The sequence below is a fragment of the Streptomyces sp. NPDC093586 genome (assembly GCF_044764905.1).
Classification (GTDB): Bacteria; Actinomycetota; Actinomycetes; order Streptomycetales; family Streptomycetaceae; genus Streptomyces.
In genome coordinates this window covers 122,212-140,327 of sequence record NZ_JBIWJA010000011.1, presented here as the reverse complement: position 1 = coordinate 140,327, position 18,116 = coordinate 122,212, and the positions used below count along the sequence as shown (strand labels likewise).

Annotated in this window: 13 protein-coding genes; 9 read left to right on the top strand and 4 right to left on the bottom strand. The window is 72.3% G+C overall.

What is annotated here, in order from left to right:
* Window positions 1-176: 176 nt before the first annotated feature.
* From ACIRFH_RS14725 to ACIRFH_RS14710, 4 genes are all read right to left on the bottom strand, one after another.
* Window positions 177-2,504 (bottom strand): DUF3488 and DUF4129 domain-containing transglutaminase family protein, encoded by a 2,328-nt coding sequence (locus ACIRFH_RS14725; protein WP_403520485.1) that lies wholly within the window; start codon window positions 2,502-2,504, stop codon window positions 177-179.
* Window positions 2,505-2,643: 139 nt separating this feature from the next.
* Window positions 2,644-4,008 carry a DUF58 domain-containing protein gene (locus ACIRFH_RS14720; protein ID WP_403520378.1) on the bottom strand — a complete coding sequence of 455 codons (1,365 nt, stop codon included), beginning with the start codon at window positions 4,006-4,008 and terminating at the stop codon, window positions 2,644-2,646.
* Window positions 4,008-5,081, bottom strand: a complete 1,074-nt coding sequence (locus tag ACIRFH_RS14715; RefSeq protein ID WP_403520376.1) for an AAA family ATPase — start codon at window positions 5,079-5,081, stop codon at window positions 4,008-4,010. Before ACIRFH_RS14715 ends, ACIRFH_RS14720 begins: the two co-directional genes overlap by 1 nt.
* Before the next feature lie 283 nt (window positions 5,082-5,364).
* On the bottom strand, window positions 5,365-5,913 hold the full coding sequence (locus tag ACIRFH_RS14710) for a beta-class carbonic anhydrase (RefSeq protein WP_403520374.1): 549 nt from the start codon (window positions 5,911-5,913) through the stop codon (window positions 5,365-5,367).
* Window positions 5,914-6,340: 427 nt separating this feature from the next.
* On the opposite strand from ACIRFH_RS14710, the gene rsmH reads away from it, so the two are divergent.
* The 9 genes from rsmH (at window position 6,341) to murG (ending at window position 18,005) form a co-directional block, all read left to right on the top strand.
* Entirely contained in the window at window positions 6,341-7,297 is a 957-nt protein-coding gene (rsmH, locus tag ACIRFH_RS14705; protein WP_403520372.1) for a 16S rRNA (cytosine(1402)-N(4))-methyltransferase RsmH, read from the top strand.
* Window positions 7,298-7,355: 58 nt separating this feature from the next.
* On the top strand, window positions 7,356-7,814 hold the full coding sequence (locus tag ACIRFH_RS14700; RefSeq protein WP_403520370.1) for a hypothetical protein: 459 nt from the start codon (window positions 7,356-7,358) through the stop codon (window positions 7,812-7,814).
* Complete coding sequence (locus tag ACIRFH_RS14695) at window positions 7,811-9,781, top strand: peptidoglycan D,D-transpeptidase FtsI family protein (protein WP_403520368.1); 1,971 nt, start codon at window positions 7,811-7,813, stop codon at window positions 9,779-9,781. The genes ACIRFH_RS14700 and ACIRFH_RS14695 overlap by 4 nt, the downstream gene beginning before the upstream one ends.
* 196 nt (window positions 9,782-9,977) lie before the next feature.
* Entirely contained in the window at window positions 9,978-11,498 is a 1,521-nt protein-coding gene (locus tag ACIRFH_RS14690) for a UDP-N-acetylmuramoyl-L-alanyl-D-glutamate--2,6-diaminopimelate ligase (RefSeq protein WP_403520366.1), read from the top strand.
* Between the two features lie 28 nt (window positions 11,499-11,526).
* Entirely contained in the window at window positions 11,527-12,942 is a 1,416-nt protein-coding gene (gene murF / locus ACIRFH_RS14685; protein WP_403520364.1) for a UDP-N-acetylmuramoyl-tripeptide--D-alanyl-D-alanine ligase, read from the top strand.
* Entirely contained in the window at window positions 12,942-14,033 is a 1,092-nt protein-coding gene (gene mraY / locus ACIRFH_RS14680; RefSeq protein WP_403520483.1) for a phospho-N-acetylmuramoyl-pentapeptide-transferase, read from the top strand. The genes murF and mraY overlap by 1 nt, the downstream gene beginning before the upstream one ends.
* Window positions 14,034-14,041: 8 nt before the next feature.
* Window positions 14,042-15,457 (top strand): UDP-N-acetylmuramoyl-L-alanine--D-glutamate ligase, encoded by a 1,416-nt coding sequence (gene murD, locus ACIRFH_RS14675; RefSeq protein ID WP_403520481.1) that lies wholly within the window; start codon window positions 14,042-14,044, stop codon window positions 15,455-15,457.
* A gap of 76 nt (window positions 15,458-15,533) precedes the next feature.
* The gene (gene ftsW / locus ACIRFH_RS14670) at window positions 15,534-16,904 is read left to right on the top strand and encodes a putative lipid II flippase FtsW (RefSeq protein WP_403520362.1); all 1,371 of its coding nucleotides are present in this window, start codon (window positions 15,534-15,536) and stop codon (window positions 16,902-16,904) included.
* Between the two features lie 6 nt (window positions 16,905-16,910).
* Window positions 16,911-18,005: an undecaprenyldiphospho-muramoylpentapeptide beta-N-acetylglucosaminyltransferase gene (gene murG, locus ACIRFH_RS14665; RefSeq protein ID WP_403520360.1), complete on the top strand. Its 1,095-nt coding sequence runs from the start codon at window positions 16,911-16,913 to the stop codon at window positions 18,003-18,005.
* Window positions 18,006-18,116: the final 111 nt, after the last annotated feature.

The window sequence follows — 18,116 nt, the reverse complement described above, 5'->3', positions numbered from 1 at the left end:
GGGTGACCACCGATCGGTGGTCACCCCTCACGCATGTCTGCACCCCCCCCCGCGAGACCCGTTACCGGGCCGGGGCCGGGGCCCTTCGTGAGAGACCCGCCACCGGCACCGGACCCGTCGCGTGAACGACCGGGCCCGGTGCTCCCTCGCGCTCGTGGAACTCGGCCCTGCCGCCGCTAGGCCTTCCGCAGAGTCGGCCGGACCGCCGCGATCCGCCGCCTGAGCGCCGCCCACCGGGCCGACACCCCCCACACCGCCCGGACGGCGGAGCGCGGGACGAACCGTGCGCGCAGTGCCGTGCGACGGCTGACCGTGCCCCGCAGCCCCGTACTCACGCGGTGCGCGTCCTCCGTGAGACCCGCGACCGGTCGCGGCCGGGGTGCGTAGAGAACCTGTTCCACGGCGTCCGCCACCCGGTGCACCGAGGTCGCCGCGGCCGCGTCGAGCCGTCCGAGCCGGACGATCCGGTCCGCCGCCCTGCGGGGCGTCTGCGACTCCTGTGGCGGGATGCCGAAGTCCCACGCCGTGTCGGTCAGCTCCTCCCAGACCGCCAGGACGTGCGGCGCCGCGTCCGCCTCGCCACGCCCGTGCGCCCCCAGCCGGACCGACCGGATCCGCATCCGCCACAGCATCGGTGCCAACGGGAGCACCAGTACCGCCAGCCCGCCCAGCGACCAGGCCAGGACCGCGTACCACGTCGGCCCGCCGCCACCCGTGACCGGCACCGCCGCCGCCGACTCGCTCGGGCAGGCTTCCAGCTTCTTCTGCTGGGCCGAGCAGCTCTCGCCCACCGAAGGCGCCGCCGACGGCTCCGACGTCGTGTTCCGGGACGGCAGCGCGGGGTCGGGGACCGCGTTGCCCGGCGTGTTCTGCACCGTGTAGGAGGGCACCGAGCCCCGGGTCGGCGTGGGCTCGAACCGGGTCCAGCCCACACCCTCGAAGTACAGCTCGGGCCAGGCGTGCGCGTCCCGCAGACCCACCGCCACCGAACCGTCCGCCTGCGGGGAGCCCGGCGCGAACCCGACCGCGACCCGCGCCGGTATGCCCAGGGACCGGGCCATCGCCGCCATGGCGAAGGAGAAGTGGACGCAGAAGCCCTGCTTGTCCTTCAGGAAGCGGGCGATCGCCTGCGAACCGCTGCCGACCTGCACCTGGGTGTCGTACTCGAAACCGCCGGTGACCGCGAAGTACTCCTGGAGCGCGACCGCCTGCTCATACGCGTTCGACGCTCCCTCGGTCACCTCCCGGGCGGTCCGCGTCACCACCGACGGCAGCGAGTCGGGCAGCTTGGTGTACTCCCGCATCAGGGACGCCGGCGGCTGCGGTGCCGAGGCGAGCTGATCCGCCGTCGGCCGCACCTCCAGGCTCCGCACCTCGTACGTCAGCCCGCGCGTGTTCTGGCCGTGGTCGCCGACCAGCGTCATGCCGACGGGCTCGTAGCGCCAGTTGCCGTCGACCCGGACACCGCTCGGCGGGTACGGCATCGGCAGCCAGTCCTGGGCGTACCAGTCCGCGGCCGAGATCGTGGTCTCCGTCCGGACGCGCTCGACGTCGGGGCCGAGGCCGGCCGGGGTGGGGAACGTGCCCTCCGGCACGGCGGTGATGCGCCGCTTGGACGGCTTCCAGGTACTGCCGTCGAAATCGTCCAGGGAGACGATCCGCAGGTACAGATCGGAGAGGGCGTCCGAATCGGTCTTGACGGACAGGACCTGGCGGTCCTCGTCGACGTTGAGGCTGTCGCGCAGGGAGACCAGCGGGTTCACCGCGGAGATCGTGCCGCCGCCCCCGGTCCCGGAGCCGACGCCCGTCCCGGTGCCGTCGAGCAGCCCGCCGTCCATCGCGGGCAGCGCGAGCGGCACCACCAGGGCCACGCCCAGCGCCAGCGCGCCGATGCGGCGCCCGGTGCGGACCGGCACCGCCGGGCCGCCGCGGTCACCGCCCGGCGGACGCGGTGCGCCGCCGAAGACCCGGCCCCACTGCGAGAGCCGCTCGCGGCCCTCGGTCAGCAGCAGCATCAGATAGCCGGCCGCCGCGACCAGGAACCACAGCCAGTCGGCGCCGCCGTCGGACAGCCCCGCGGCCACCGAGTACAGAGCGAGCAGTGGCAGCCCGGCCGGGGCCGCGCTGCGGAAGGTCACGGCGAGGGTGTCCACCAGCAGGCCGATCACCAGCACGCCGCCGACCAGCATCAGACGGATGCCGTCGGACTCGAGCGGTGCCGGGATCGCGTACCGCGCGATGTCGTCGCCGCCCTGCCGCAGCAGTTCGGCGAAGCGCCGGAAGGCCTCCGGGCCGGGGATCAGTCCGGCGAGGGCCTGCCGACGGGCGAAGTCCAGGGTCAGCAGCACCAGCCCGGTCACGGCCTGCGCGGTGATGGTCAGCGGCCGGGCCAGCGGCACCCGGCGGGCCGCCGCGCCCACCCCCGACTGGACCGCCAGCAGGATCGCCGCCTCGACGATCCAGGAGGCCGGGTCGACCAGGGGCAGCAGCGCGCACGCCGCCATCAGCGTGGCCGCCCAGGCCCACAGCGCCAGCCGCGCCCGCCCGCTCACCACGCCCCCTCCGCACGACGCGCCGCCGCCGGTCCGCCGGTCCGGCGGTCCGTGGCCGCCGGGGCGCACGGCGCCGGCCGTGCCCGTCCGCTCATCGTGCGCCCTCCCCGCCACTCGCCGCCGCGAGCCCCGTGCGCTCCCGGTCCGCCAGCCGCCACAGCTCCTCCAGGCCGGTCCCCCGCGGCACGCCCACGGCGCTCCAGCCCGCCTCGCGCAGCATCCGCAGCCGTTCCCCGCTCCCGTCCGAGGGGCCGGGCACGTCGCCCGGTTCCCGCCGCCACGTCTCGCCGTCCAGCACGAAGGCGACCGCGCCGCCGCTGCGCTGCCGCATCCTGGCGGCCACGCCGGCCTGCTCCTCGTCCAGATCACCGAAGAACGCCACCAGCAGCCCCTCGTTCCCGCCGCGCAGCACGTCGTAGGCCCGGGACAGGCCCGTGCCGTCGGAGTGGCCGATCACGGCGAGGGTGTCCATCATCAGGCCGGCCGCCTCGGCCGACCCCTGGCTCACGCCCGCGAACCCGTCGGTGCCCTCGCCGGGCACCGAGTCGCCGGTGTCGGTGAGCAGCCGGACGGAGTACCCCTGCTCCAGCATGTGCACCAGCACCGACGCCGCGCCCGACACGGCCCACTCGAAGGCCGAGTCGGGGCCCGCGCCCTCGAAGGCCGCGCCCCGGGTGTCCAGGAACACCGTGCACCGGGCGCGCTGCGGCTGCTCCTCGCGGCGCACCATCAGCTCCCCGTAGCGCGCGGTGGAGCGCCAGTGCACGCGGCGCAGGTCGTCGCCGTAGCGGTACCCGCGGGGGATCACGTCGTCCTCGCCCGCCAGCGCCAGCGAGCGCTGCCGTCCGTCGCCGTACCCCTTCGCCTCACCGCTCAGCCGCACCGGCGGCAGCGGCTCCACCCGCGGGATCACGGTCAGGTCGTCGTGCGTGGAGAAGGACCGGGTCAGTTCGCACATGCCGAACGGGTCGGTCAGGCGCAGCTGGAGCGGGCCCAGCGGATAGCGGCCGCGCAGGTCGGAGCGGACCCGGTAGGACACCTCCCGGCGGCCGCCCGGCTCCACCCGGTCGAGCACGAAGCGGGGACGCGGCCCGAGCACGTAGGGCACCCGGTCCTGGAGCATCAGCAGACCGGTGGGCAGCCGCGAGACGTTGTCGACGCGCAGATGGACCCGTGCCTCGCTGCCCGCGGGCACCCGCCCGGGGGAGAGACGACGGCTGCCCGCGACCCGGTAGCGCGTGCGGTACAGCACCGTCGCGCACACCAGCGGCAGCACGCCGAGCAGCAGCCCGACCCGCAGCAGGTCGCTCTGCCCGAGAACGAAGGCGCAGACCGCGGCGGCGATGCCGGCGGCCAGGAAGGAGCGCCCGCGGGTGGTCAGGCCCGCCAGGGCGGTGCGGACGCCGCCGGTCCCCCCGCGGTCGCTCCCCGCCCGCCCCGTCCCCCCGGCGTCCATCACAGCCTCCGAGGCTGCTGCCGGCCGTACGCCGGCTCACCGTGGCCCACGCCGTAACCGGTCTGCTGCTGGGGCGCCGCGGGCACCGGGGTGCGCTGCAGGATCTCCTGGACGATCTGCTCGGCGCTGCGGCGGCCCAGCTGGGCCTGGGCGGTGGGCAGCAGGCGGTGCGCCAGGACGGCGACGGCGAGGGCCTGCACGTCGTCCGGCAGCGCGTACTCCCGGCCGCTCAGGGCCGCGGACGCCTTCGCCGCGCGCAGCAGGTGCAGCGTCGCGCGCGGCGAGGCGCCGAGTCTCAGCTCCGGGTGGATCCGTGTGGCGGCGACCAGGTCCACCGCGTACCGCCGCACCGGGTCCGCGACGTGGACGCCCCGGACCGCCTCGATCAGCTTCACGATCTCGTGCGCGTGCGCCACCGGCTGCAGATCGTCCAGCGGGCTCGCCCCGCCGTGCACGTCGAGCATCTGCAGCTCGGCCTCCGGGCTGGGGTAGCCGATGGAGACGCGGGCCATGAAGCGGTCCCGCTGGGCCTCCGGCAGCGGGTAGGTGCCCTCCATCTCGACCGGGTTCTGCGTCGCCACCACCATGAAGGGGCTGGGCAGCTCGTAGGTCTGGCCGTCGATGGTGACCTGGCGCTCCTCCATCGACTCCAGCAGCGCGGACTGCGTCTTCGGCGAGGCGCGGTTGATCTCGTCGCCGATCACCACCTGGGCGAAGATCGCGCCAGGCTTGAACTCGAAGTCCCGGCGCTGCTGGTCCCAGATGGACACCCCGGTGATGTCCGACGGCAGCAGGTCCGGCGTGAACTGGATCCGCCGCACGGAACAGTCGATCGACCGCGCCAGCGCCTTGGCCAGCATGGTCTTGCCGACTCCCGGGACGTCCTCGATCAGCAGATGCCCCTCGGCGAGCAGCACGGTCAGCGAGAGCCGTACGACCTCGGGCTTGCCCTCGATCACGCCCTCCACCGAGCCACGCACCCGCTCGACCACGGCGGTCAGATCGTCCCCCACCCTCGAATACGCTCGGGCGGGGGTACCCCCATGGCTCGCCTGATCGTCATAGGTCGTCACCCGGCCCTCCTCGGCCTTGCCCCGCGCTTCCTCGAAAGCGCGGGGTACCCCAGCATTCCGGACCGGCCCCGTACGGCCGGCCGGCCCACCCCGAATCACGGGTGTCGCGCGGAAACAGTTCCGCGCGGCACCGCACTTCCCCGCATTCTTGCCGCCGTTACCGATTAGTGTCACTCGCCTGTGGACAACTGACCTCGATATGTCGGTTCTTACGGCCTTTGCGGGTCTTGCGCGGCGGGGGCCACCGGCGCGGAGGCGGCCGAGGCGGCCGAGGCGGCGAGGGTCAGACGGACGTGACCTCGCTGAGCCGGCCCGTCCTCACGTCGAAGACGAAGCCGCGCACGTCGTCGGTGTGCAGCAGGAACGGTGAGGTGCGCACCCGCTCGATCGACTGGCGGACGTCCTGCTCGACGTCCCGGAAGGACTCCACCGCCCACACGGGACGCTGGCCGACCTCCAGCTCCAGGTCGTGCCGGAAGTCCTCGGTGATGGTCTCCATGCCGCAGCCGGTGTGGTGGATGAGGACCACACTGCGGGTGCCCAGCGCCCGCTGGCTGATGGTGAGGGAGCGGATCACGTCGTCGGTGACGACACCGCCCGCGTTGCGGATGGTGTGGCAGTCACCGAGATCGAGGCCGAGCGCGGCGTGCAGGTCGAGCCGTGCGTCCATACAGGCCACGATCGCGACGCGCTGGACCGGGCGGGCGTCCATCCCGGGATCGGTGAACGCGGCGGCGTACCGTGCGTTCGCCTCGACGAGCCGGTCGGTGACGGTGCTGTCGCCGACTGTGGCGGATTCTGAACCTGTGGGAACCGATGCGGAAGTCGTCATAACCATGACGTTACTGGCCGCTCGTGCCCGGAGCCCGCTGTGAAGAGGGACAAAGAACGCCATCACGGCTTGTTGTGAGCCAATCCACAGGGCGTGAGAATGCGCCTGTACGGGTGGAAAGCCTCGCCGTACCGGTTTGCGTGCGCCGGTGTCCGCGACGCGCAGGCCGGTTGATTGACCGGGCGACAGGGTGGACTAAAGTGACGCGAAGCGGGAGGCCAAGCTCTCCCTGCTGGACTGAACACCCCGGAGACCTGGGCGATGTCCCACCAGATCTCCCCACGTGCGCGGCGCGTACGTACGGCTCGGCCTCCTCCCGCTCCCGGCCGGCTGACGCTTTTGGCGCCGGCAGGCCTCCCCTTCACGAGCGAGCGGGAGGGGACCCAGCGGTGCGTGACGCCGTGCCGGACCCGAGAGGCCGTCCCACTTGAGCCAGAGTCGACACGTCCCGGTGATGCTCCAGCGGTGCCTGGACCTGCTGGCACCCGCCCTCCAGGAGCCGGGAGCCGTGGTGGTGGACTGCACGCTCGGGCTCGGCGGACACAGCCAGGCACTGCTCGACCGCTTCCCCGAGGCCCGTCTCGTCGCCCTCGACCGGGACAAGGAAGCCCTGCGCCTGTCCGGCGAACGGCTCGCCCCGTACGGGGAACGCGCCACCCTGGTCCACGCCGTCTACGACGAGCTGCCCGACGTCCTCGACCGGCTCGGCGTCCCCCGCGTCCAGGGCGTGCTGTTCGACCTCGGTGTCTCCTCCATGCAGCTCGACGAGGCCGACCGGGGCTTCGCCTACGCCCAGGACGCCCCGCTCGACATGCGCATGGACCAGACGACCGGCATGAGCGCCGCCGAGGTCCTCAACACCTACCCCCCGGGCGAACTCGTCCGCATCCTGCGGGCCTACGGCGAGGAGAAGCAGGCCAAGCGGATCGTCTCCGCGATCGTGCGGGAGCGCGAGAAGGAGCCGTTCAGCAACAGCGCCCGGCTGGTGGAGCTGATCCGCGCCGCCCTGCCGCAGGCCGCCAAGCGCACCGGCGGCAACCCGGCCAAGCGCACCTTCCAGGCCCTGCGCATCGAGGTCAACGGTGAGCTGTCCGTCCTGGAACGGGCGATCCCGGCCGCCGTCGAGGCGCTCGCCGTGGGCGGACGGATCGCCGTGCTGTCGTACCACTCCCTGGAGGACCGGCTGGTCAAGCAGGTGTTCGCGGCCGGCGCCGCCAACACCGCGCCGCCCGGACTGCCGGTGGTGCCCGAACGCTACGCGCCCCGCCTCAAGCTGCTCACGCGCGGTGCCGAACTTCCCACCGAGGAGGAGATCACCGAGAACCGGCGGGCGGCACCGGCACGGCTGCGGGGAGCCGAGCGGATCAGGGAGTCCATCGGGTGAAACGAGTGAGGCAGACCAGGCGGGCCCGGGTGTGCCAGCCGGGTCGAGGGGAGGGCGAGTGAGCGGGAAACCCCAGCTGAGGGGGAGGGCCGCCCGGCTCGCCCGGCTCCTCCCGCCCGGCAGCGGACGTGCCCGGGCCGCCCGGGCGCCCTTCGTCCTCCTCGTCGTCCTCCTGCTGGGCGGCGGACTCATCGGGCTCCTGGTCCTGAACTCCGCCCTGAGCGAGGGTTCGTTCCAGCTGGACGACCTCGAGCAGGAGACGAAGAGCCTCACCGACGAGGAGCAGGCGCTGCAGCGGGACATCGACGCCTACTCCGCTCCGCAGGCCCTCCAGTACCGTGCCCGCGAACTCGGCATGGTGCCCGGCGGAGACCCCGCCTTCCTCGCCCCCGACGGCACCGTCAAGGGCTCGCCCCGTCCGGCGGCGGCGACCGCCGCCGCTCCGCTCGTCCTCGCCCCGGAAGCACTGATCGGGCTGTCCGCCCCAGCCACCCCGACCCCGACCCCCGGCAGGTGACGGAAGTGTCCGACAGGCAACCGCCGCGCCGCCGTGTGCCCGGACCCGCGAGGCCCGACCGCCCCGGCGGCCGACGGCAGCCCGGACCGGGCGCCCGCCCGTCCCGGCGGCCCGCCCCGCCCCGGCGGCCGGGCGCGCCCCGCACCATCCGGCTGGGCAGCCCCCGGCCCCGGCTGCGCATGGTCGCCCTCGCGCTGACCCTCGTCCTGGCCGCCTTCGTCGTACGGCTGCTCCAGGTGCAGGCCGTCGACGCCGGCACCTACACCGCCAAGGCCGAGCAGAACCGCTACGTCGTCCACACCCTGACCGCCGACCGCGGCGGCATCACCGACCGCAACGGCGTCGCCCTCGCGGCCACCGTGGACGCGTACGACATCACGGCCGACCCCACGATGTTCACCCGCGAGGCGCTGAAGATCGGCGACGGCCCCGAACAGGCGGCGGCGCTCCTCGCGCCGATCCTCGGCATGGACCAGCGGGAACTCGTCGACCGGCTCCGTCCCGAGAACAGGAAACTGCGGTACGTCCGGCTCGCCCAGCGGCAGACCCCGCAGGTCTGGAACCAGATCAAGGACCTGAAGACCGCGCTCGGCAAGAAGGCCGAGACGGACAAGTCCGCCGTCAACGTCCTCGCGGGTGTCCTCGCCGACCCGAGCAGCAAACGCGTGTACCCGGGCGGCGACCTCGCCGCCGGCATCCTGGGCTGGGTCGGCGCCGACGGCAAGGGCGGCGGCGGCCTCGAGCGGCAGCTCGACAAGACGCTGGCCGGCAAGGACGGCGAGATCCGCTACGTGCAGTCCGGCGGACGCCAGGTGCCCACCGCCGACGCCAGCGAGACGCGCGCCGTGCCCGGCAGTGACGTCGAGCTCACCATCGACCGCGACATCCAGTGGGCCGCGCAGGACGCCATCAGCCGGCAGGTGGAGAAGTCCAAGGCGGACGGCGGCTACGTCATCGTCCAGGACACCCGCACCGGCGAGATCCTGGCCCTGGCCAACTCGCCCGGCTTCGACCCGGGCGACCTGGCCCACGCCGACCCCGACGCGCTCGGCAACGGAGCCCTCCAGGACGCCTTCGAGCCCGGGTCCACCGCCAAGGTGCTGTCGATGGCGGCCGTGCTGGAGGAGAACGTCGCCACGCCGGAGACCCGCCTCACCGTCCCCAACCGGCTCAAGCGCGGCGACCGGCTCTTCAAGGACGACATCGACCACCCCACCTGGCACCTCACGCTCAACGGCGTGCTCGCCAAGTCCAGCAACATCGGCACGATCATGGCCACCGGCGAACTGGGCAGGACCCAGCAGGAGGCCAACCGGGTGCTCTACTCCTACCTGCGCAAGTTCGGTCTCGGCGAGTACAGCGGGCTCGGCTTCCCCGGTGAGACCAAAGGCATCCTCGCGCCGCCCGACCAGTGGTCGACCTCGCAGCAGTACACGATCCCTTTCGGCCAGGGCGTCTCCGTGACCGCGCTCCAGGCGGCCTCCGTGTACTCGACGATCGCCAACGGCGGCGTCCGTGTGGAACCCACGCTCGTACGCGGCACCAAGGGGGACGACGGGCGCTTCACCCCGGCCCCCGAGCCCGAGAAGACTCGTGTGATCAGCGAGAAGACCGCCAAGACCCTCGCGCAGATGCTGGAGTCCGTCGTCGACGACGAGGAAGGCACCGGCACCAAGGCGCGCATCCCCGGGTACCGCGTGGCGGGCAAGACGGGCACGGCCAACCGGGTGGATCCGGCCACCGGCAAGTACCGCGGCTACACCTCGTCGTTCGCCGGGTTCGCCCCCGCCGACCAGCCCCGCGTCACCGTCTACTGCGCCATCCAGAACGCCACCGCGGGCAGCTACTTCGGCGGCCAGATCTGCGGCCCCATCTACAAGCAGGTCATGGAGTTCGCCCTGAAGACCCTTCAGGTCCCGCCGACCGGGGCCGCCCCAGCCAACCTCCCGGTCGCCTTCAAGCCCTGACCGGCCGAGAGACGCCGACAGACCCAGCACCGAGCCAGCACCGAGCCACCAGGAACCATCCGTGACAACGATCACCCCGGATCCCGGGAACCAGAGCGACCCCCACCCCTCGCTTCGCCCGGAAGCGGGTACTCCCGGTACGCTCACCGCCGTGCCACACGCTGATCAGTCCCAATCCACCCAGAAGGGCCACCCCGTGACATATCCGGGACCGCCCCGGCCGGTGCAGGTCTCCGCCACACCCGTCGCGGAACTCGCCGATCAGCTGGGTGTCGTCGCGCCGGACAGCACCGTCGGGGTCACGGGCATCACCCATGACTCCCGCGCCGTCCGCCCCGGTGACCTGTACGCCGCCCTCCCCGGAGCCCGTGCCCACGGCGCCGACTTCGTCACCCAGGCCGCCGGTCTCGGCGCCGCCGCCGTGCTGACCGACCCGGCCGGCGCGGAGCGCGTCGCCGCGACCGGACTGCCGGCGCTGGTCGTCGACGACCCGCGCGCGCGGATGGGCGAGCTGGCGGCCACGATCTACGGCCACCCCGGCCGCGATCTCCTCCGGATCGGCATCACCGGCACCTCCGGCAAGACCACCACCGCCTACCTCGTCGAGGGCGGCCTGCGCACCGCGCGGACCACCGGGCTCATCGGCACGGTCGAGATGCGCATCGGCGACGAACGCATCAAGTCCGAGCGCACCACGCCCGAGGCCACCGATCTCCAGGCCCTGTTCGCGGTCATGCGCGAGCGCGGCACCGAGGCGGTCGCCATGGAGGTCTCCAGCCACGCCCTCGTGCTCGGCCGGGTCGACGCCTGCGTCTTCGACGTCGCGGTGTTCACCAACCTCAGCCCGGAGCACATGGAGTTCCACTCCGGCATGGAGGACTACTTCCAGGCCAAGGCGCAGCTGTTCACGCCGGAGCGCAGCAGGCTCGGGGTCGTCAACACCGACGACGAGTACGGCCGCCGGCTCGCGAACGAGGCCACGGTCCCCGTCGTCACCTACTCCGCCGAGGGCCACCCCGACGCCGACTGGCGCGCCGAGGACGTCCGGGTCGGACCGATGGACTCGACGTTCACCGCGGTCGGCCCCAAGGACGAGCGGATCAGCGCCAGGTCGCCCCTGGCCGGTCCCTTCAACGTGGCCAACACCCTCGCCGCGATCGCCGCGCTGGCCGCCGCCGGCCTCGACCCGCAGACCGCCGCCGACGGCATCGGCGCGGTGCCGGGGGTGCCGGGCCGGCTGGAGCGCGTGGACGAGGGCCAGCCCTACCTCGCGGTGGTCGACTACGCCCACAAGACCGACGCCGTCGAGTCCGTGCTGCGGGCCCTGCGCAAGGTGACCGAGGGCAAGCTGCACGCCGTGCTCGGCTGCGGCGGCGACCGGGACACCACCAAGCGGGAGCCGATGGGCGCCGCCGTGGCCCGGTTCGCCGACACGGCCGTCCTGACCTCCGACAACCCCCGTTCCGAAGACCCCCTGGCCATCCTCGCCACCATGCTCCGGGGCGCGGCGTCCGTGCCCGCGCACGAGCGCGGCGAGGTCCAGGTCTTCGAGGACCGGGCCGCCGCGATCGCCGCCGCCGTCGCCCGGGCCGAGCCCGGCGACACCGTGCTGGTGGCGGGCAAGGGCCACGAGCAGGGCCAGGACATCGCCGGAGTGGTCCGCCCCTTCGACGACCGCCAGGTGCTTCGCGAAGCCATCCGGAAGACCCAGGGATGAAAATCCTGAAGACCCAGGGGATGAACTTGTGATCGCCCTCTCCCTCGCCGAGATCGCAGACGTCGTCGGCGGGCAGATGCACGACATACCGGACGCGTCCGTCGAGGTCACCGGGCCGGTGGTCCGGGACTCCCGGGAAGCGGTGCCCGGCAGCCTCTTCGTCGCCTTCGTCGGCGAGCGCGTGGACGGCCACGACTTCGCGTCGGCCGTCGTGGAGGCGGGTGCGGTGGCCGTGCTCGGCTCCCGGCCCGTCGGTGTGCCCGCGATCGTCGTGGACGACGTCCAGGCCGCCCTCGGCGCCCTGGCCCGCCACGTCGTGCGGCGCCTCGGCACCACCCTCGTCGCACTCACCGGATCCGCCGGCAAGACCAGCACCAAGGACCTCATCGCACAGGTCCTTGGGCGCAAGGCGCCGACGGTGTTCACGCCGGGCTCGCTCAACAACGAGATCGGGCTGCCGCTGACCGCCCTCACCGCCACCGAGGAGACGAAGTTCCTCGTCCTGGAGATGGGCGCCCGCGGCATCGGCCACATCCGGTACCTGACCGAACTCACCCCGCCGCGGATCGGCCTCGTCCTCAACGTCGGCAGCGCCCACATCGGCGAGTTCGGCGGCCGGGAGCAGATCGCCCAGGCCAAGGGCGAACTCGTCGAGGCGCTTCCACCGGCCGAGGAGGGCGGCGTCGCGGTCCTCAACGCGGACGACGCCCTCGTACGTGCCATGTCCTCCCGTACGAAGGCGAAGGTGATCCTTTTCGGAGAGTCCGACGAAGCGGACGTTCGCGCCGAGAACGTGCGACTCACGGACAGCGGACAGCCTTCCTTCAGGCTTCACACACCCTCCGGTGCAAGTGATGTGACCATGCGCCTGTACGGTGAGCACCACGTGTCGAACGCGCTCGCCGCGGCCGCCGTCGCCCACGAGTTGGGCATGTCCGCAGACGAGATCGCCACCGCGCTCTCCGATGCGGGCTCCCTCTCCCGCTGGCGGATGGAGGTCACCGAGCGCCCGGACGGCGTGACGGTCGTCAACGACGCCTACAACGCGAACCCCGAGTCCATGAAGGCCGCGCTGCGTGCGCTGGTCGCCATGGGAAAGGGGCGTCGCACGTGGGCGGTGCTCGGCAAGATGGCCGAGCTCGGGGACGAGGCGCTCGCCGAGCACGACGCGGTCGGACGGCTCGCCGTCCGGCTCAACGTCAGCAAGCTCGTCGCGGTCGGGGGCAGGGAAGCCCGATGGCTGCAACTGGGCGCATATAACGAGGGTTCGTGGGGTGAGGAGTCGGTGCACGTGTCCGACGCACAGGCGGCGATCGACCTGTTGCGCAGCGAGTTGCGCCCGGGGGACGTCGTCCTCGTGAAGGCGTCCCGTTCGGTGGGTCTGGAGAGCGTCGCCTCGGCGCTGCTCGAGACCGGCGCCGAGGGTGAGGTCGCCGCCCGATGATGAAGCAGATCCTGTTCGCGGGAGTCATCGGCCTCTTCCTGACCTTGGTCGGCACCCCGCTGCTGATCAAGCTGCTGGCCCGCAAGGGCTACGGCCAGTACATCCGCGACGACGGCCCGCGCGAGCACGCCAGCAAGCGCGGTACGCCGACCATGGGTGGTATCGCCTTCATCCTGGCGACGGTCATCGCCTACTTCCTGGCCAAGGTGATCACCGGCTACCTGGACGAGGAGGCCGACGCGGGGCCGACCTTCTCGGGCCTGCTGGTGCTGGGCCTCATGGTCGGCATGGGCCTGGTCGGTTTCCTCGACGACTACATCAAGATCGTCAAGCGGCGTTCGCTGGGCCTGCGGGCCAAGGCGAAGATGGCCGGCCAGCTCATCGTCGGCATCGCCTTCGCGGTCCTCGCGCTCCAGTTCGCGGACAACCGCGGCAACACCCCGGCGTCCACCAAGCTGTCGTTCATCACCGACTTCGGCTGGGCCATCGGCCCGGTGCTGTTCGTGGTCTGGGCGCTGTTCATGATCCTCGCCATGTCGAACGGCGTGAACCTCACCGACGGCCTCGACGGCCTGGCCACCGGCGCCTCCGTCCTGGTCTTCGGCGCCTACACCTTCATCGGCGTCTGGCAGTTCCAGGAGTCCTGCGCCAACGCGCTGACCCTGACCAACCCGGGCGCCTGCTACGAGGTGCGCGACCCGCTCGACCTGGCCGTGGTCGCCTCCGCGCTGATGGGTTCCTGCCTCGGCTTCCTGTGGTGGAACACCTCGCCGGCCAAGATCTTCATGGGCGACACCGGTTCGCTCGCGCTCGGCGGTGTGCTCGCGGGTCTCGCGATCTGCTCGCGCACCGAGCTGCTGATGGCCATCCTCGGTGGCCTGTTCGTCCTGATCACCATGTCGGTGGTCATCCAGGTCGGCTCCTTCCGCATGACCGGCAAGCGGGTCTTCCGGATGGCGCCGCTCCAGCACCACTTCGAACTCAAAGGCTGGTCCGAGGTCCTTGTCGTGGTCCGCTTCTGGATCATCCAGGGCATCTGCGTGATCGTCGGACTCGGCCTCTTCTACGCGGGATGGGCAGCGGACAAGTGACCTCCTCGGTGCCTTCGGACTTCACGGGCAAGCACGTCACCGTCGCCGGACTGGGCGTCTCCGGCGTCCCGGCGGCCAAGGTCCTGCACGGCCTCGGCGCGCACGTCACCGTCGTCAACGACGGCGACGACGAGCGCGCGCGGGCGCAGGCGGCCGAACTCGAGGCGCTCGGCGTCACCGTGCGCCTCGGTGACGGGGACACGCTCCCCGAAGGCACCGAGCTGATCGTCACCGCGCCCGGCTGGAAGCCGGACAAGCCGCTGTTCACGGCGGCACGTGAAGCGGGCGTCCCGGTCTGGGGCGACGTCGAACTGGCCTGGCGCCTGCGCGGCCCCGACGCCGCGCCCTGGCTGGCCGTCACCGGCACCAACGGCAAGACGACCACCGTCCGGATGCTGGCGTCCATCCTGAAGGCGGCCGGTCTGCGCACGGCCGCCGTCGGCAACATCGGCGTCTCGCTGCTGGACGCGGTCACCGGCGAGGAGGAGTACGACGTCCTCGCCGTGGAGCTGTCCAGCTACCAGCTCCACTGGGCGCCCTCCCTGCGCGCCCACTCGGCCGCGGTGCTCAACCTCGCCCCCGACCACCTCGACTGGCACGGCTCCATGGAGGCGTACGCCGCCGACAAGGGCCGTATCTACGAGGGAAATCGCGTCGCCTGCGTCTACAACGCCGACGCCACCGACAAGCCGTCCACCGAGGACCTCGTCCGCGCGGCCGACGTCGAGGAGGGCTGCCGGGCGATCGGCTTCACCCTGGGCACCCCCGGCCCCTCCCAACTCGGCGTCGTGGAAGGCATCCTGGTCGACCGCGCCTTCGTGGAGAACCGGCAGAAGAACGCCCAGGAGCTCGCCGAGGTCTCCGACGTGAACCCGCCGGCCCCGCACAACATCGCCAACGCCCTCGCCGCGGCGGCCCTCGCCCGCGCCTACGGCGTCCCCGCCGCCGCCGTCCGCGACGGACTGCGGGCCTTCACGCCCGACGCCCACCGCATCGCGCACGTCGCCGACGTCGACTCGGTGGCGTACGTGGACGACTCCAAGGCCACCAACACCCATGCCGCCGAAGCCTCGTTGGCGGCGTACGAGTCGATCGTGTGGATCGCGGGCGGACTGGCGAAAGGCGCCACCTTCGACGAACTGGTCGCCGGGGCGGCGAAGCGGCTGCGCGGCGCCGTCCTCATCGGCGCCGACCGCGCCCTGATCCGCGAAGCCCTGGCGCGACACGCGCCGGAAGTACCCGTGGTCGACCTCGACCGGACCGACACTGGGGCGATGCTCCAGGCCGTCCAGGAGGCGCGGCGGCTCGCGCGGCCCGGCGACACGGTGCTGCTGGCTCCGGCCTGTGCCTCCATGGACATGTTCACCAACTACAACAAGCGCGGTGACGCGTTCGCGGAAGCCGTTCGCGGACTCGGCGCCTGACCCGGCCACTCCTGCGCCGGGTGATCTCGGGAGGGACGCGTGGGACGGTCCAGGCCGATGTACAGCGGAGGCAGCGATGCCCGGTAGCCGCACCGGACGCCCGCCCGTGCAGCGGGCCGTCAAGCGGCCGGCCCCGTCGGGGCCGCCGCACGAGAACCCGGCCCTCGGCCTCTACCTCCGCCTGCGCCGCGCCTGGGACCGGCCGCTGACCGCGTACTACCTGATCTTCGGCGGCAGCCTGATGATCACCGTGCTCGGTCTGGTGATGGTCTACTCGGCCTCCCAGATCACCGCGCTCCAGCTCTCCCTGCCCGGCTCGTACTTCTTCCGCAAGCAGTTCCTGGCCGCCCTGATCGGCACCGGGCTGCTGGTGGCCGCCATGCGGATGCCGGTGAAACTGCACCGGGCGCTGGCCTACCCCATTCTCGCCGGGGCCGTCTTCCTGATGGTCCTCGTGCAGGTGCCGGGGATAGGGATGTCGGTCAACGGCAACCAGAACTGGATCTCTCTGGGCGGCTCCTTCCAGATCCAGCCGAGCGAGTTCGGCAAGCTCGCCCTGGTGCTGTGGGGCGCCGACCTGCTCGCGCGCAAGCAGGACAAGAAGATGCTGACCCAGTGGAAGCACATGCTCGTCCCGCTGGTGCCGGCCGCGTTCATGCTGCTCGGGCTGATCATGATCGGCGGCGACATGGGGACGGCGATCATCCTCACGGCGATCCTCTTCGGTCTGCTGTGGCTGGCGGGTGCGCCCACCCGGCTGTTCGCCGGGGTGCTCTCGGTCGCCGCGCTGCTCGGTGTGATCCTCATCAAGACCAGCCCCAACCGCATGGCCCGGCTGAACTGCATCGGCGCCACCGACCCCGGTCCGGGCGACTCCTGCTGGCAGGCCGTGCACGGCATCTACGCCCTCGCCTCGGGCGGGCTGTTCGGGTCCGGGATCGGTGCCAGTGTGGAGAAATGGGGCGAACTCCCCGAAGCGCACACCGACTTCATCTTCGCCGTCACCGGTGAGGAACTGGGCCTGGCGGGGACGCTGTCGGTGCTCGCCCTGTTCGCGGCTCTAGGCTATGCGGGTATCCGCGTGGCCGGACGCACGGAGGACCCCTTCGTCAGGTATGCCGCGGGAGGCGTGACCACCTGGATCATGGCGCAGGCCGTGATCAACATCGGTGCGGTCCTCGGACTGCTGCCGATCGCCGGTGTTCCCCTCCCGTTGTTCTCCTACGGAGGATCCGCCCTGCTGCCGACCATGTTCGCCATCGGCCTGCTCATCGCCTTCGCACGCGACGAGCCCGGTGCGCGGGCGGCGCTTGCGCTGCGGCAACCTCGCTTTGGTAGAAAGCGGGGAACGGGGGGAACCGGGGGCTCCGGGTCCAAGCGGACCCCCCGGAGTCGGAACACGATGCGACGACGTGCCTCGGCGGCGCGCTCGTCCGGAGAGCGGTGAATTTCGGTGCATGTCGTACTCGCCGGCGGAGGAACCGCGGGCCACATCGAGCCCGCGCTCGCCCTCGCGGACGCCCTGCGCAGGCAGGATCCGACCGTGGGCATCACGGCCCTGGGCACGGAACGCGGCCTGGAGACCCGGCTGGTGCCCGAGCGCGGTTACGAGCTGGCGCTGATCCCGGCCGTTCCGCTGCCGCGCAAGCCCACGCCCGAGCTGATCACCGTCCCGGGCCGGCTGCGCGGCACCATCAAGGCGACCGAGCAGATCCTGGAGCGCACCAAGGCGGACTGCGTGGTGGGCTTCGGCGGTTACGTCGCGTTGCCCGGCTACCTCGCGGCCAAGCGGCTCGGTGTGCCGATCGTCATCCACGAGGCCAACGCCCGTCCCGGCCTGGCCAACAAGATCGGCTCGCGGTACGCGGCCCAGGTCGCCGTCTCCACGCCCGACAGCAAGCTGCGCAACGCCCGTTACATCGGCATCCCGCTGCGCCGCTCCATCGCCACCCTCGACCGCGCCGCCGCGCGCCCCGAGGCCCGCGCGGCGTTCGGGCTCGACCCCAACCTGCCGACGCTGCTGGTCACCGGCGGCTCGCAGGGCGCCCGGCGCCTCAACGAGGTGGTGCAGCAGGTCGCGCCCTGGCTCCAGCAGGCCGGTATCCAGATCCTGCACGCGGTCGGCCCGAAGAACGAACTGCCGCAGGTGCACCAGATGCCGGGCATGCCCCCGTACATCCCGGTAAGTTACCTGGACCGGATGGACCTCGCGTACGCCGCGGCCGACATGATGCTCTGCCGCGCGGGCGCGATGACCGTCGCCGAACTCTCCGCCGTCGGACTCCCGGCCGCCTACGTCCCGCTGCCCATCGGCAACGGCGAACAGCGGCTCAACGCCCAGCCGGTGGTGAAGGCCGGTGGCGGTCTGCTGGTCGACGACGCGGAACTGACGCCCGAGTGGGTGCAGCAGAACGTCCTGCCCGTGCTCGCCGATCCGCACCGGCTGTACGAGATGTCCCGCGCCGCCGCCGAGTTCGGCCGCCGGGACGCCGACGACCTCCTCGTCGGCATGGTGTACGAGGCGATCGCCGGCCGCGCACACCGCTAGGGAACGTACCGGCGAGTGAGCCGAAGGGGCGCGTCGGTGCCGACAGGGCGAGCGCGCGGAGGCCCGAAGGGTTGAGCACGGTCGGGCTGTCGGCACCGACCGAGGCGCCCC